Raw genomic sequence first — 16,508 nt, forward strand, 5'->3', positions numbered from 1 at the left:
TTTCCGGTCTGAGTTCTTACAGTCCAGGGCTAAAGGTTTTTGCATTAACTGGTTGATGTCTCGCCCGGCTAACCGGGCAGAGATTCAAACTGGCTAAAAATACGCTGAATAGGATAGGGATAAGAAATCCAGCCCGGGGTTAGGGCTTTTAAACCCGGCGTTGGAGTAGTGCATATAGCGAATGGCGATATTGGCATCGTCCAGCTGATAAACCAGCCCCAGTCTGTCTTCAAACTGGTAATGCGTACTGACGTTTTTACCTGCAAATTGCGTATCATCCAGCAGGGCAATGCCGATCCCAAATTCCACTGCAACCGGGTGGCCATTAAAGGTGGTGAAGGGATATAGGATCACCGGCGAAACCGCCAGTACAAAATTCGTGTCGTGGCGGTTTTGGTCTCCGTAACGCCAGAAATTGATACTACTTTCAAAGTGCATGTCAAAGTGGCGCCAGGCTTGAGGCAATGCCAGCTCAGGATGGTACTGGTACGCTAATTTAATGCCGTCGACACTGCCTTCACCATGAATGTAATGAATAGCATAGCCGTGTTGTTGTGCCGCTACCGGCATGGCCAGCGCGCTTAGCAGGAGCAGCGCAAGTGTGGTTAATCTGATCATAATGATTAGTCACCGAGTATATAAAGGAATATGGCTATTGTCGGGTTAGAACTTGCTATTAAAAAGGCGTTAAATGGCACAGTATTGATGTTGATTTGGCACCAAAAAGTTAGGTTGTTGATTTATATGGTAAATATTATTGGTGCCAAAGTGGCATTAATATGGTGCAAATTTGTGTGTTTTTCATCTGCAAAGTTAGCGCTAAACTTGCCCCATTAACCGTTATGGGAGTGGATCATGAAAAGACTAATGCAACTTATACTGGTGACAGTACTGGCGTTTAGCAGCGTACCGGGGCTTGCTGCACCAGACACACAAAGCAACCCGTATGGCCTGATCAAATCGGTTGGCGACCAGTTGTTTGTGGATATCAGCAAACTGAATACGCTGGAAGAAGTGCAGAAAAAAGCACAGCTGAAAAAGCTGGTGCGTGAGCAACTGATGCCACACATCGACATTAAATATGTGTCTTTTAAACTGCTTGGCAAGCACGTACGCGAGATCAACCGGGATCAGGCCGTGACCTTTATTGATGCGGTTGAGCAATACCTGGCCAACACTTATGCCAATGCGTTGATGAGCTATAAAGGCCAGCAGGTTAACTTTATTGAGCCGGTTGTGAGCGACGACAGCAAGTTCGCGTCGGTGAAATCCGAAATTGTTGAGCCTAATGCGCCTACCATCGACATTGTATTCAAATTCCGCAAAAACAAAGCGGGTGAGTGGCAGGTGTACGACTTGGTTGCCGAGAGCATCTCACTGCTTAGCGCTAAACAAAAAGAGATCACAGCGCGGATCAGCGAAGTTGGCATAGATCAGGTAACCAAAGAGCTGGTGGCTAAGAGCTAAGCCAAACACCACAAGATACAATTTACGTCCTTCAGGCGGGTACTCACCCTTACCCATGAGATCCAACACTCTGAGATTGCCCGCCTTTTTCTTGCCCGTCGGGGCATTGCTGTATCCTCTATCTTTGGCTTGTCGCTGTCATATCAGCCATAGTAAGATGGCGGCCATTAGATGAATTAAGAATGCTTTATTATGCAATTATCTCCCTCACTTTCAGCTTTGGTTGAAGCCTTGCGTTGTTTACCTGGCATTGGGCCTAAATCGGCACAGCGGATTGCCTTTCACCTGTTAGAAAGAGACCGCAGTGGTGGCACGGCGCTTGGTCAAAGCCTGCTCAACGCCATGGATAAAATCGGCCACTGTGAATCCTGCCGTACTTTTTCAGAAACGCCGGTGTGCGATATCTGTAGCAATATAAAACGCCAGGACACCGGGCTGCTGTGTGTGGTGGAATCCCCAAGCGATGTGCTGGCGATTGAACAAACCGGTCAGTACCAGGGCCTGTATTTTGTATTGATGGGGCATTTATCGCCGCTTGATGGCATTGGTCCGAACGAAATCGGCATGGATGTACTGGAAAGAACGCTTGCCAATGGCAACATCAATGAAGTTATTCTGGCCACCAATCCGACGGTTGAAGGGGAGGCCACTGCTCACTTTATTGGTGAAATGTGCCATCAGCATAACGTGACCGCCTCGCGAATTGCCCACGGTATGCCGGTCGGTGGCGAGCTTGAGCTGGTAGACGGCATGACCCTGATGCATGCCTTTAGCGGCAGAAAAGCGATTTAGTACAAGCCCGAAAGGGCTTTCTTGGTTACATTTTCAGCAAAACGACACTATCCGCAACTTTTTTCTTTTACCACCCTTGAAAAACGCTTACCCAGCACAATATACCTGAACATAACGCAAGTTAACTGATTAACCATGTACTACTATGTGTACCAAATAAGTTAGGGTGTACCAAATGACTACAGAAAATACTAAAGAAAATCATTCATTTAGTGCCAACACTAAGCAACTGCTCCAGTTGATGATCCACAGCTTGTACTCAAACAAAGAGATCTTTTTGCGTGAGCTGGTTTCCAACGCGTCGGATGCCGCAGACAAGTTACGCTTTTTAGCGCTGCAAAACGGCGACCTGTACGAAGGTGACGCTGAGCTGCGCGTACGTATCAGCGCCGACAAAGACGCGAAGACGGTAACCATTTCTGACAATGGTATCGGTATGACTCGTGACGAAGTGATCAGCTCACTGGGGACTATCGCTAAGTCTGGCACAGCAGAATTCTTTAAAAACCTGACAGGTGATGAAGCAAAAGACTCTCAGCTGATCGGTCAGTTTGGTGTTGGTTTTTATTCTGCCTTTATTGTTGCTGATGAAGTGACTGTACGTACGCGTAAAGCAGGCGAGACTCAGGCAGTTGAATGGCAGTCAAAAGGCGAGGGTGAATATACCCTGGCGGACATTGAAAAAGCCGAGCGCGGTACTGAGATCATTCTTCACCTGCGTGAAGAAGAGCTGGAATTTGCCGATGATTTCCGCCTGCGTTCAATCGTCACTAAGTACTCAGATCACATCTCAATTCCGGTTGAAATGTACAAAGCACCAGTGCCAGAGTCTGAAGGTCCGGATGGTGAAAAAATCGAAGCACAACCGGGCGAGTGGGAAGGCATTAACCGTGCCACAGCACTGTGGACGCGCGATAAGTCTGAGATCAGCGACGAAGAATACAAAGAATTCTATAAGCACGTTGGCCATGACTGGGAAGAGCCACTGACCTGGGCACACAACAAAGTAGAAGGTAAAACGGAATACACCAGCTTGCTGTATATCCCGAAAAAAGCGCCTTTCGATATGTGGAACCGTGACCGCCAGACTGGTCTGAAGTTGTACGTACAACGCGTATTCATTATGGATGACGCTGAGCAGTTTATGCCAAGCTACCTGCGCTTTGTTAAAGGTTTGCTGGATTCAAACGACTTACCACTGAACGTGTCGCGTGAAATTCTGCAGGACAACAAAGTAACTCAGGCTATCCGTAAAGGGTGTACGTCGCGTATCCTGAAAATGCTTGACCGCATGGGTAAGAACAAGCCAGAAGATTATCAGACTTTCTGGAACGAGTTTGGTCAGGTGATCAAAGAAGGCCCGGCTGAAGACGCTGCAAACAAAGAAGCGATTGCTAAGCTACTGCGCTTCAGCTCTACCCACACTGATGAGAGCGTACAAAATGTGTCGCTTGAGCAGTATATTGAACGCATGGCCGAAGGTCAGGACAAGATTTACTACGTAGTTGCAGACAGCTTTGAAGCGGCGAAGAGCTCACCGCACCTGGAGATCTTCCGTAAGAAAGGCATCGAAGTACTGTTGCTGTCGGACCGCGTAGATGAGTGGATGATGAGCCACCTGACAGAATTTGCTGAGAAGCCGTTCCAGTCAATCACCCGTGGTGATCTTGATCTTGGCGATATGGAAGACGAAGAGAGCAAAAAAGCACAGGAAGAGAGCGAGAAGCAGGTCGAAGGTCTGGTAGAGCGCATTAAAGAAGCGCTGGGCGATAAAGTGAAAGAAGTACGCTTTACGCACCGACTGACCGACTCTCCGGCGTGTGTGGTGGTAGATGACCACGACATGAGTTCACAGATGCAAAAGCTGATGGAATCGATCGGTCAGTCTGCGCCAGAATCTAAGCCAATTTTTGAGCTGAACCCTGAGCACCAGCTGGTTAAACACCTGAATGTTGAACAGGACGAAGACAAGTTTGCACAGTGGTCAGAAGTATTGCTGGACCAGGCGCTGCTTGCAGAGCGTGGTAGCCTGAAAGATCCGGCTGGCTTTGTGGCTCGCCTGAACAAGCTGATGCTTGATTTGAGCAAATAAATCGAACACAGCCTGATTGTGTTGAAAAGCCCGGCGAATAATTCGACCGGGCTTTTTTGTGTCTGACTATTGTTGCGGCGCGATAGGGCAGTAGTTGCCACTATTAGGTACCCACACAGAGCGCGTTTCCCAGCGACAGTTGTATGGCACGCGCTGCTGCTCCTGCTGAGTAAAGTAGCTATTATGCTGGTGTACATAGACACCACCTGGCGCATAGTGGTCCGGGCCCGGAATGGTCCAGTTTGCAGGACAGCTTTGGTTAGACAAGACTGTCCGAGTGTCCCAGGCGGGTGCAGTGACGGCGCTGTGTTTTGCGGTCAGCTTATAATGGCACTTTTTGTAAGAGACATTCACCAGCTGCGTGCGGTAGTCACACACCCAGACACGACGCTCGTCCCAGTAACCACCACAGGATGCGCTGTTCACTTGGGTCTCGTAGAAGGTGCTGTAATCCGTCACCTGCATAGTGTCAGCGGGTTGAGCTTGAGCCGTTGCTGCTACACACAGCAGCGACGCCCCAACTAATGTTTTGATATTACATATCATAGGTTAGTCCTTTTTTTAATGGTTAGTAGCAGCCAGGCACGCACAAGAACAAAAAGTTCACAGCGTCACTTGCCTGGCTGAATTAGTGAAACACAGCGCAGATTTCAATGTAAGAGACAACCGCGTGATAAATTTTCATCCGGCGTAAAAGCCGTTATCTGCTTGTTTTGCCGGGGGCTGGCAGAGGTTCTTCCTATATTTACAGGCCTAGTCGCGAATTTGTCATATAAATACACTGGACAAATTAAGTATGAAAAAGATAAAATGACAGCGTTGTCATTGAGATCTATTATCACCTTGAATACGCTTCTGCCCGAACGTTTGATAGAATAATCAGATAGCACAGCTCACCTAAATTAGATTAGTTTATTAATTAGGTCCAAATCTTCTACATAACTCATCGCAATCACTGTAAAAAAGCGCATAGCTTGTGATATATTCACCTCGTTTGTAACAAACTATAACCAATTAATTATTTATTCTTTCTATATCAGTGGGTTAGATTTTTGTTGAAAAAATCTTATGTTAGCCACACAAAAAGATGTAGCGAATCTGTAATTTTGGGTGTATGGTTTGTTATTAGATGACAGCGTTGTCATCATCACTGGGCAGAAGTGATTTAAAAACCAACAAAATGATTCAAGGGGAATCCTGTGTTAGCTAATAATTTTAAGAAAAGCTTACTTGCAGCAAAGGTTGGCCTAATCCTGGGTACGGGTGTGACAGGCGTGGCGTTTGCTGAAGAAAACCAGACTGGCGTTAAAGAAGATGTTGAAGTTATTGAAGTGCGTGGTATTCGCCGCTCACTGGAAGCTTCATTGAATACCAAGCGTTTTGCAGACAGCGTGGTAGATGCTGTAACTGCTGAAGATATCGGTAAGTTTCCAGACAAGAATATCGCGGAGTCTTTGAAGCGTGTACCGGGTATCACTGTTCAAGGACAGTTTGGAGAAGGCGACGCAGTATCAATTCGTGGTGCAGGCTCTGACTTCACAAAAACGACTTTAAATGGCCAAAACGTCGCATCAACCGGTTGGTTCGTGCTTGAGCCAGCTAAGCGTTCTTTCAACTATACGCTGCTTCCCTCTGAATTGGTTGGTGGCCTTGAAGTGTACAAGTCATCTCAGGCCGACATCATCGAAGGTGGTGTAGGCGGAACTGTAGTGGTTAAAACACGCACGCCGCTAGACATGGATCCTAATACGATTTATGGCTCTCTAGAATTCCAACACTCAGATGATTCCGGTGAAACTGACCCGCAGTTTTCTGGCATGTACAGTTGGAAAAATGACAGTGAAGATTTAGGCTTCCTGTTCTCAGCAGTGAATCAGACGCGTCAATTACAGCGTCAGGGCAACGAAGCATTTTGGGCTTGGGGTGCAGGTCCTGTTGGTTTTGAGCAAGAGCGCGAGCGCACAGCTTTCACCACTACTTTCGAGTATGCGCCAAGCGATTCTGTCAATATCGTGGTCAACTACCTTGATATGAAAATGGACGCAAACAACACTAACTTTGCTGTCTGGCTAACACGTGATGGTGAAGGCAAATCAACAGCCTTTATCCACGGTGACGGCACAGAAGCGACGCCGGGTACGCCAATGGCGGGTGACCTGGGTGTGGCTTTTTATCAGATGCGTCCGCGTGAAGCGACGATGAACTCTGATTACCTGGATATCAAACTTGAATACACTGGTGATAATTACAAGCTTGAGCTAGTTGCAGGTGACACAAACTCTTCAGGTGGTACTGACTTTGAAATGGTCATGAATGACTCTGCACCTATGAACCTGACTGGCACCTATGACTTCACTTCTGGTCATCAGAAGTGGCAGGGAGTGGACCTGGCTAATTATGTCCCGGGTGTAACAGAAGATATGCCAAATGGTTCATTGACTATGGGTACAGGCACAAACTTCAATGCAACACCAAAAACGGATGAAGAGCAGTTCTTCCAGGCTGATTTTGAATATATGCTTGAAAGCGACCTGATCACATCAATCAAAGCCGGTTTCCGCTACGGTGAACACGAAGCGACCAGCCGTCGTTTTGAGTTCACCCAGTCGGCAGGTTTTGATCCAGTTTATTCACTGGACGGTCAGGGTTTAGGCGCGTATGACGTGGGTGCCGATAACCTGACAATGCAAGCTTATGATGTTGATGCAATGAAGCGTTGGGCAAAAGCAAGCATCACAGGTAGAACTGAGGACTTTGGTGCGTATAGTCACATTAAAGAAGAAAATACCGCCCTTTACCTAATGGCCAAGTACAGTGGCGAGAAGTATCGCGGTAACTTCGGGGTACGTTATGTCTCAACTGATGCTTCATCAATTTACTATAAAGGCGCTGTAGCGACTGCACGAACTAGCGAAGATTCTGATTATTCAGAAGTACTACCAAGTTTCAACCTGGCCTATGACCTTCAGGAAGATATGATCCTGCGTTTCGCTGCAGCGAAGGTAATGACTCGTCCTCAGTACAATGACATGTACTTTAACCCGTCACTAGAAGGTGTTGCGGACGACCTGCCAGACAACCAAAAGGTTATTCTGGGTAACCCTGGCCTGGTGCCATTTACAGCTAATCAGGCTGAAGCAGGTGTGGAGTGGTACTTTAATTCTACGTCATTAGTTGCTGCAACAGTCTTCTATAAGGACGTATCAAACTTCATCGTCATTAATCGTCGCGATGCAATTGCCGAAGATATCCAGAAGTTTGGCTTGCCTACTCTGAGTAATACGCCGACGCAAAACGGTGATTCAGAAGCCCAAAATGGCTGGGAAATTGAAGAAAACTTCAATGGCCCAGGCGGCAAAGTGAAAGGGGTTGAGCTTCAGTATCAGCAAGACTTCGGTAATGGCTTCGGAACGTTGGTTAACTACACCTACACGAAAGGTGAAGCTGACAATGTTGAGTTTGTCAACGGCAAAGGTGAGACGCAACGCGTATTCAGCGATGGCGGCATTCAGCTGACCGATAGCTCTAAGTATGCTTATAACGCGACGGCTTACTACGAGAATGAAGACTTCTACGCACGTATTTCATACAACTATCGTAGTGACTATATGATCCGTGAAACGGGCGCATATGGTAACCGTTTACATCATGGCTTTGGCTCGATTGACCTGAGTGCGGTTTATCACTTCAATGAAAACATCGACTTCAAGTTTGATGTAGTTAATCTAACAGGTGAATCATCAGAGCAGTACGGTAATCACCAATACCAGGTTGACAACAGCGGTTACGCCGATGGCTTCCCATTGTTTGAATACGAACAGGCGACACGTTACAGCCTGGGTGTATCAGTACGCTACTAATATCACGCGTATTAATGTAACTTAAGGAGCTTCGGCTCCTTTTTTTATTGGTGAACAAATGATAGAGAAAATTGTGATCGTAGGTGGAGGGACAGCCGGGTGGCTGGCGGCGAACCATTTAGTCAAACGTTTTGATGGCAGCTGTGTAGAAGTATCCCTGATGGAGTCGGAAAATATCCCTACGATAGGGGTTGGCGAAGGCACTGTGCCTATGATGAGGCAAACGCTAGAATACTTCGGGATCGATGAAGGAAAGTTTATCCAGCGGTGTAACGTCGCGTTTAAACAAGGGATACGTTTTGAAGGGTGGATGAAAGCGAAAGGCGGGCAAGGGCACGCGTATTATCATCCCTTTGATTATTTTGCAGCAGAGGATACGCTGATTAAACATTGGCTAGCGGAACAAACTCATCCTCTCGCTGATCTAGTTGGAATACAGTCAGCGCTGTGCGAACATAATCGCGCCCCTAAACTTATCACTCAGCCACAATATCAGGGGGCTGCCAGTTATGCTTATCACCTAGACGCTGGCGCGTTTTCAGAGCTACTTAAACAACATGCAACCGAGACATGCGGTGTCCACTATTTCAATGCTGACTTGCAAGAGGTGAAACTTGATGCGGACGGTGCAATACAATCTTTAGTGACTAGTGTCGGTGAAGTGACAGCAGACCTTTACATTGATTGTACCGGGTTTGCCTCTTTATTATTGGGTTCGGCGATGGCCGAACCGTTCGTTGACAAAAGCGATATTCTTTTTGCTGACAAAGCGTTGGCGGTACAAGTACCTTATCAGGACGATACCACGCCAATTGCGTCTTTTACACGCTCAAGCGCGCAAACAGCAGGATGGATCTGGGATATTGGCTTATACACACGCCGGGGAGTCGGGCATGTTTATTCTTCTAATCACACCAGTGCGCAACAGGCATATACTGACTTGGAACGTTATGTCGGGCGAGATCTTGACTCGCTAGAAGTTCGCAGTATAGATATGAGGGTGGGGTATCATCGCCGTGCCTGGAAACACAACTGTGTAGCACTTGGTTTGTCTCAGGGCTTCGTTGAACCGCTGGAAGCAACGGGTTTACTGGTTTTTGATGTGACAGCAAAAATGTTGGCTGACACTTTGCCCAGTGCGCCACAGGGTTTTAGCACCGCAGCAGAGAAGTTTAATCAGGTGGTGCAAAATATGTGGGATAAGGTGATTGACTTCATCAAATTGCATTATTGCATTTCGGACAGAGATGACAGTGCATTCTGGCAAGATAACCGCCAGCTCACAAGCATTCCGCCTACACTTCAGGCACAGCTTGAACGCTGGCGTTATAATGTGCCGGATCAATATGATTTTTCAGGAAAATTTGATGTGTTCAATTTGGATAATTACCTGTACGTCTTGTATGGCATGTCTTATCCAACGTGTACAGATAATAACCGGCTGTCAAGTGCACAACAGAAGCAAGTCACCGGGCGTGTTGCCCAAATCACCCGGCAGCGTTCGCGTGCCATTGAGTTGGCGCCACAGCACAGAGATTTACTAACCCAAATCCGGCAATACGGGTTGGGCAAGATTTAACCTGTTTGAGTGCAAATAATAGCAAATATGCCCAGTAAATAGGCAGTGATATGAATTTTTTATATAGATAGAAAATTCACTTCCAATTTGTGTTTAAAAGCTATAGCCTTGGACACATATAAATAACAACTTTACGATAAAACGGAGCAGTATTATGGCGGAGCAACAAGTGCAGCCTTTACACAACGAAAAACATGCCAACATCAAAGTAAAAAATGGCATTAACGTAGAATTTTTGAAATCTCAGCACTTGATCCCGGTTGTTGCACACGAGTTTGCACGTGTTGCGACTGAATTCCCGATGGCATTTGTTAAGAACACTGAAAGCGGCCAGTTCCAGGCTGTTGCCCTGTTTGGTCTTGAGCCAGGTGAAAACCTGTTTGTACAAGATGGCGAGTGGACTGCGGGTATCGCACCACTGGCTGCATCTCGTTACCCATTTGGTCTGGTTAAGCACCCGGAGCAAGATCAGTACGGCATCGTTATTGACGAAGCAAGCCCGCTGGTAGGCGAAGAAGAAGGTAACGCTTTGTTCGAAGACGGTAAAGAGACTGAGTACCTGGAGCGTCGCAAAGAATCACTGGTTAACTTCATTGAGTTTTCTCGTGTAACTGAAGCTTTCACTCAGTACCTGGCTGAAAAAGAGCTACTTGTACAACAAACTCTGACGGTTGAAATCGCTGGTGAGAAGAAAGACATCAACGGTATCTACCTGGTAGACGAGCGCAAGCTGAACGAGCTGAGCGATGAAGCATACCTGGAACTGCGTAAGCGTGGTTACCTGGCACCTATCTTCTCTTTCCTGACTTCTACACATCAGGTTGGCCGTCTGGCTCGTCTGAAAGCAAAGCGTCAGGCAAGCTAAGTCAGTAATGACTATCTATTGCTAAAAAGCGCCTAAGGGCGCTTTTTTTATCGCTTTTTTTTGTATTCGAAATTCAATTCCGGCAACTTGGTTCCACAATAAAAGAACAACAGGAACGCAACATGCGCCGTATCTTTATCACCTCATCCTTATTCGCCGCCCTGAGCGCGGTACACCCCGCTTTTGCAGCCAAACCTGAGACACCCATCGCGATTGCTATTCATGGTGGTGCCGGCACGATTGAAAAGTCACGTTTCACACCAGAACAGGAAAAAGCCTATAGGCAGACGCTTAAAGTGGCCGTTGAGCAGGGCTATGCCGTGTTAGAGCAAGGTGGTGAAAGCCTGGATGCCATCACTGTGGCAATTACAGTGCTTGAAAACTCGCCGTTCTTTAATGCCGGAAAAGGTGCGGTTTATACTTATGAAGGGGCGCATGAGCTGGACGCGTCGATCATGGACGGACGAGACCGCCAGGCCGGCGCGGTTGCCGGTGTTAAACATGTTAAAAACCCCATCGAGCTGGCAAGAGCGGTCATGGAGAAATCGGTGCACGTGATGCTCAGTGGCGAAGGCGCCGAGGAGTTTGCCAAGCGTGAAGGTATGCCGTTTGTTAATAATGACTATTTTGACACGCCGCATCGTTATGAAGCCTGGCAAAAAGCACGCAAGAAACTGGAGCAAGCCGAACAGAGCAACAAAGACTATCAGGCACAGCATCAACAGTTACCGCAGCAATATAAAATGGGCACAGTGGGCGCCGTTGCGCTGGACAAACAGGGCAACCTGGCCGCGGGCACATCGACCGGCGGTATGACAGCAAAACGATTTGGTCGTGTTGGTGACTCGCCGATTATTGGTGCAGGGACCTTTGCAGACAATGAGTCTTGTGCGGTGTCAGCAACCGGGCATGGTGAGTACTTTATTCGCTATAACGTTGCCGCTGATATCTGCGCGCGGGTGCAGTATCAGGACAAATCCGTGGCGCAAGCCGGGCAGGACGTGATTTTTGGCCCTATGTTACGCGCGGGCGGAACCGGCGGTGTGATTATTTTAGATGCCAAGGGCAATATCAGCATGCCATTTAACACCAAGGGCATGTATCGGGCCAGCAAGTCCAACACTCAGTCTACCTATGTGGGTATTTTTGAGGACAAAGACACCTCTAAATAGTGTGCTTAAGGTTTGCAAACTTAGGCAATTTTTGTAACGCCAGCTACTATTTAATATGAAGCTGGTGTTTTTTTAGGGGAATGAAATATGCAATCTGTCAAAGTAGCAGACTATCTTAATCATCGTCCGGTGACCTTTAAAGCGGACATGCGTATTGAGTCGGCAGTAGAAAAACTACTGCAAAGTGGTCAGGCCGGAGGGCCCGTGATCGACGATATGCAGCGTGTAGTGGGCTTTTTATCAGAGCAAGACTGTATCCGCACTATGCTCGAAGCTACTTATCAGAACGAATCACACAGTATAGTGGCTGATGTGATGAATGCCGAGCCTTTATGTGTCAGCCCGGACGACAGTATCCTAAAGCTGGCAGACAGAATGACCGCCGATAAACCTAAAATCTATCCGGTGTGTGACAGTGACTGCCGGCTGGTTGGGGTGATCAGTCGTACCCACGTACTTTATGCCATTGATAAGCACCTCCACGATACCTATGAATCGGGACATCGCTTTGTGTGAGTTCTGATGCACGTTTTCCTGAGGGCATATTTCGATGCCTGATGAATGTGGTGTCGGCGATATTTGGCACCATTCGGTGTGGTAGCTATTCTACAATATCCTTAAGGTAGCGGTCCTTGTCAAAGGGACTGGGCTGACTGCATGCTTTTTGTTAGACTACGCGACGATTTTCTCAGTAACAAGGTGTCGTGTAGTGGATTTGCAGTCGTTGTATTCGAACATAGCGGATTGCCTCAAAAAGGATCAGTTTCTCTTTAAAAAACGTCTTCAGGGCGTCAAAAAAATAAAAGACGAAGCGAAACAACAAAAGGTACTTACTCAGATAACGCGTGACATAGAGCACAGTAAAACGCTTAGAGTAAAGCGTCTGGCTGAACTGCCGACGGTGCAATATCCCGAGTCGCTGCCGGTTAGCCAGAAAAAAGACGACATTAAAAAAGCCATTGCCGAGAACCAGGTGGTGATAGTTGCGGGTGAAACCGGCTCAGGTAAAACCACTCAGCTACCTAAAATCTGTCTGGAACTGGGTCGTGGTGTTGATGGCTATATTGGTCACACTCAGCCACGACGTCTGGCCGCGCGCAGCGTGTCAAACCGGATTGCCGAAGAGCTTAATTGTGAGCTTGGCCAGGAGGTAGGCTTTAAGATCCGTTTCAGCGATCAGGTGTCTGATAAGAGCTATATCAAATTAATGACCGACGGTATCTTGCTGGCAGAGATCCAGCAAGACAGATACCTGAACCAGTACGATACCATCATCATAGATGAAGCCCACGAGCGCAGTCTGAATATCGACTTTATCCTTGGCTATCTGAAAAACCTGCTTCCTAAGCGCCCAGATCTGAAGGTGATCATTACCTCAGCGACAATCGATCCGGAGCGTTTTTCCAAGCATTTTAATAATGCCCCCATCATTGAAGTATCGGGCCGTACCTATCCGGTAGAGGTGCGCTATCGCCCCGTGATTGATGCCAGTGGGGATGAGAGTGAAGCCGAAAACGACCAGCTACAGGGGATCTTCGATGCCGTAGACGAGCTATGTGCAGAAGGCCCTGGAGACATTCTGATCTTTATGAATGGCGAACGGGAAATTCGCGATACGGCGGATGCGCTGAGTAAGCGTAACCTCAAAGGAGTTGAGATCCTGCCTTTGTATGCCCGTTTGTCGAATGCCGAGCAAAATCGTATCTTTTCCGCCCACAGTCACCGTCGTATTGTGCTGTCAACCAACGTGGCTGAAACCTCACTGACAGTCCCTGGGATCCGCTATGTTATTGACCCGGGCACGGCGCGGATCAGCCGCTACAGCGCCCGTACTAAGGTTCAGCGATTGCCGATTGAGGCCGTTTCTCAGGCCAGTGCCAATCAGCGAATGGGCCGTTGTGGCCGGGTTGCCGCGGGCGTATGTATCCGACTGTACTCAGAAGAAGATTTCCTGGGGCGTCCTGAATTTACCGATCCGGAAATTCTGCGCACCAACCTGGCATCGGTTATTTTGCAAATGCTGGCGCTGGGCCTGGGCGACATCAAGCGGTTTCCGTTTGTGCAAGCCCCCGATAACCGCAATATCACAGATGGTGTCACGCTGCTTGAAGAGTTGGGGGCCGTTAAGCTTGCCGCCAGACGTGAGCAAACCACACTGACCCAGACCGGGCGCAAGCTCAGCCGCTTACCAATTGATCCGCGCCTGGCCCGCATGGTACTGGCAGCAGCTCCTTTGGGAGCATTGCGTGAGGTGATCATTATCGCAGCGGCACTGTCGATTCAGGACCCCAGAGAAAGGCCGCAGGAAAAACGCGGTGCTGCGGATGAAAAGCATGGTCGATTTGAAGATCCGGACTCGGATTTTATGGCGTTTTTGAACCTCTGGCAGTATCTGGAGGAGCAGCAGGAAGCGCTCAGCCGTAGCCAGTTCACAAAGCAGTGTCAGAAAGACTTTTTAGCCTATATGCGGGTCAGAGAGTGGCAGGATATTGTTTATCAGCTCACCACAGTGTGCACAGAAATGGGCCTCAAAGCCTCAGGCAACGACGCCAGCTTCGAAGCCATTCACCAGGCGCTGCTCAGTGGCATGCTGAGCCACATAGGTCAAAAAGACGAGAAAAAATTCTACAAAGGGGCGCGTAACAGCCAGTTCCATATTTTCCCGGGCTCTGGCCTGTTTAAGAAAAGTCCAAAGTGGGTGATGGCGGCTGAACTGGTAGAAACCAGTAAGCTCTATGCCCGCATTAATGCCAGGATTGATGTTAACTGGGTTGCCCCGCTGGCGGAGCATCTGGTTAAGCGCAGTTACAGTGAACCACACTGGGAAAAGAAGCAAGGCTGTGTCATCGCCTTTGAACAGCAAACCCTGTACGGCCTTATCATAGTTGGCAAAAAGCGTACGGTTTACAGTCAGATTGAACCGGCGCTGTGTCGCGAACTGTTTATTAAAGAAGCGCTGGTTGCGCAGCAACTGGGTCAAAATGAGGCCTTTTTAAAGCACAATCAGGCCCTGATTGAAGATATTCAGGAGCTGGAAAACAAAGCGCGTCGCCGGGATATTCTGGTTGATGAGCATATGATGCAGGCGTTTTATGAGCAGCGGATCCCGGCCGATGTCAATAACCGGGCTGCATTCAACCACTGGTGGAAAGAGAAGAAAAAAACCGACAAACGCTTTTTGCATATGGACAGAGATGCCCTGATGCAGCACGAAGCGTCACACATTACGGCGCTGGATTATCCAGACGTGTGGCAACAGGGCAATCTGATGTTGCCTTTGAGCTATCATTTTGAGCCCGGTCAGCCCGTTGACGGCGTGACGGTGAACATCCCCTTACCACTGCTTAACCAGGTGGCTAATGAAGGGTTTGACTGGCATATTCCGGCACTGCGCCATGAATTGATCTGCTCTTTGATCAAGAGCCTGCCAAAAAGCCTGCGACGCAACTTTGTTCCGGCGCCCAACTATGCCGATGCGGTACTCGCTGCCATAGAGCCGATGCAGGGCGGTTTTCTTGAAGCCCTGGCCAATCGCTTGTTGCGTATGACGGGGGTTAAAGTTGACGCTGAGGCGTTCGATCTCGGGGCACTGGAATCGCACTTAAAAATGCAGTTTCAGGTGCTGGACGAACACAACAAGGTGATTGCGCATGGCTATGACCTCGATGCACTCAAAGCCAAATTACAAGGCAAGGTCACGCAAACGCTGTCAAAAGTGGCCGAAGAGGGCATAGAGCAGGAGGGGCTGACGCAGTGGTCGTTTGGTGACCTCCCTGAGGAATACACCAAAAAGCAGGGCGGCTATGAGATCAAAGCTTTCCCGGCGCTGGTAGATAACAAGCAAAGCACCTCAATCAGTTTATTTGACCATCCGCTCAAGGCACAACAGGCGCATCGCCTCGGTTTGCGTCGACTGGTGATGCTGAACGTGCCCTCACCGGTGAAATATTTACAACAGCATTTACCAAATAAAGCCAAGCTGGGGCTGTATTTTAATCCGTTTGGTAAAATTAACGACCTGATCGACGATTGTACTGCAGCGGGAATAGATGCCTTACTGGGAGATTACACCGCGATCCGCTCTGAGCAGGACTTTGAAAAAGCCAAAGAATATGTCCGGGCTGAACTGGGAGACAAAGTGGTAGATATTGCGTCAGCGGTTGAGCAGGTGCTGAGTATTGCGCATGGCATTAACAAGCGCATGAAAGGGCGGGTTGATTTAACCATGATCACCGCGCACGGAGATATCAAGTCTCAGCTGGAAAGCCTGATCTTCAAAGGGTTTGTCAGCCAGCACGGGGCGCATAAATTGCCTGACTTACTGCGCTATATGAAAGCCATTGAAAAACGCCTAGAAAAACTGCCTGTTGATCCTAACCGCGACCGTTTATGTGTGCTGGAGCTGGAAAAAGTGGCGGCGGCGTATAGCGATAAATGTAACAAACAGCCAAAAGGGATCCCTATGCCTGCGGCACTTGACGAGATTTTCTGGATGCAGCAGGAACTTCGGGTGTCTTTATTCGCTCAAACACTAGGAACGCCTTATCCGATTTCGGCCAAACGGATCACCAATGCGTTAAATGAGATCGAATAGTGTGTTTTGACTTGCAATTTGCATTGGGGCAATTACCTTATTAAGAGGAAACTATTTTTGGATTGTGAAAAGGAAGCGGCATTGACT

11 protein-coding genes are annotated in these 16,508 nt (G+C 48.2%); 9 read left to right on the forward strand and 2 right to left on the reverse strand.

Features of this window, described 5'->3' with window-relative positions:
* Window positions 1-93: 93 nt before the first annotated feature.
* Window positions 94-618: an acyloxyacyl hydrolase gene (locus L1285_RS07575; RefSeq protein WP_235411671.1), complete on the reverse strand. Its 525-nt coding sequence runs from the start codon at window positions 616-618 to the stop codon at window positions 94-96.
* A gap of 237 nt (window positions 619-855) precedes the next feature.
* Here L1285_RS07575 and L1285_RS07580 point away from each other — a divergent pair, with 237 nt between their 5' ends.
* The 3 genes from L1285_RS07580 to htpG all read left to right on the forward strand — a co-directional run bounded on the left by L1285_RS07580 (window position 856) and on the right by htpG (window position 4,351).
* Entirely contained in the window at window positions 856-1,467 is a 612-nt protein-coding gene (locus tag L1285_RS07580) for an MlaC/ttg2D family ABC transporter substrate-binding protein (protein WP_046003720.1), read from the forward strand.
* Between the two features lie 192 nt (window positions 1,468-1,659).
* Window positions 1,660-2,259 (forward strand): recombination mediator RecR, encoded by a 600-nt coding sequence (recR, locus tag L1285_RS07585; RefSeq protein WP_235411673.1) that lies wholly within the window; start codon window positions 1,660-1,662, stop codon window positions 2,257-2,259.
* 175 nt (window positions 2,260-2,434) lie between these two features.
* Window positions 2,435-4,351, forward strand: a complete 1,917-nt coding sequence (gene htpG, locus L1285_RS07590; protein WP_235411675.1) for a molecular chaperone HtpG — start codon at window positions 2,435-2,437, stop codon at window positions 4,349-4,351.
* A gap of 66 nt (window positions 4,352-4,417) precedes the next feature.
* Here the strand turns inward: htpG and L1285_RS07595 are convergent, their stop codons facing one another.
* On the reverse strand, window positions 4,418-4,897 hold the full coding sequence (locus L1285_RS07595) for a hypothetical protein (RefSeq protein WP_235411676.1): 480 nt from the start codon (window positions 4,895-4,897) through the stop codon (window positions 4,418-4,420).
* Between the two features lie 653 nt (window positions 4,898-5,550).
* On the opposite strand from L1285_RS07595, the gene L1285_RS07600 reads away from it, so the two are divergent.
* The 6 genes from L1285_RS07600 to hrpA all read left to right on the forward strand — a co-directional run bounded on the left by L1285_RS07600 (window position 5,551) and on the right by hrpA (window position 16,421).
* A complete protein-coding gene (locus L1285_RS07600; RefSeq protein ID WP_235411678.1) occupies window positions 5,551-8,211 on the forward strand; it encodes a TonB-dependent receptor in 2,661 nt (886 codons plus the stop codon).
* Window positions 8,212-8,269: 58 nt separating this feature from the next.
* Window positions 8,270-9,790 (forward strand): tryptophan halogenase family protein, encoded by a 1,521-nt coding sequence (locus L1285_RS07605; RefSeq protein WP_235411680.1) that lies wholly within the window; start codon window positions 8,270-8,272, stop codon window positions 9,788-9,790.
* 154 nt (window positions 9,791-9,944) lie between these two features.
* Window positions 9,945-10,655 carry a SapC family protein gene (locus L1285_RS07610; RefSeq protein WP_138546828.1) on the forward strand — a complete coding sequence of 237 codons (711 nt, stop codon included), beginning with the start codon at window positions 9,945-9,947 and terminating at the stop codon, window positions 10,653-10,655.
* Between the two features lie 122 nt (window positions 10,656-10,777).
* Complete coding sequence (locus L1285_RS07615) at window positions 10,778-11,827, forward strand: isoaspartyl peptidase/L-asparaginase family protein (protein ID WP_235411682.1); 1,050 nt, start codon at window positions 10,778-10,780, stop codon at window positions 11,825-11,827.
* A gap of 87 nt (window positions 11,828-11,914) precedes the next feature.
* The gene (locus tag L1285_RS07620; protein ID WP_054016805.1) at window positions 11,915-12,343 is read left to right on the forward strand and encodes a CBS domain-containing protein; all 429 of its coding nucleotides are present in this window, start codon (window positions 11,915-11,917) and stop codon (window positions 12,341-12,343) included.
* 193 nt (window positions 12,344-12,536) lie between these two features.
* Complete coding sequence (hrpA, locus tag L1285_RS07625; protein ID WP_235411684.1) at window positions 12,537-16,421, forward strand: ATP-dependent RNA helicase HrpA; 3,885 nt, start codon at window positions 12,537-12,539, stop codon at window positions 16,419-16,421.
* The last annotated feature ends 87 nt before the right edge of the window (window positions 16,422-16,508 follow it).

The organism is Pseudoalteromonas sp. DL2-H2.2 (assembly GCF_021532535.1).
Classification (GTDB): Bacteria; Pseudomonadota; Gammaproteobacteria; order Enterobacterales; family Alteromonadaceae; genus Pseudoalteromonas; species Pseudoalteromonas rubra_A.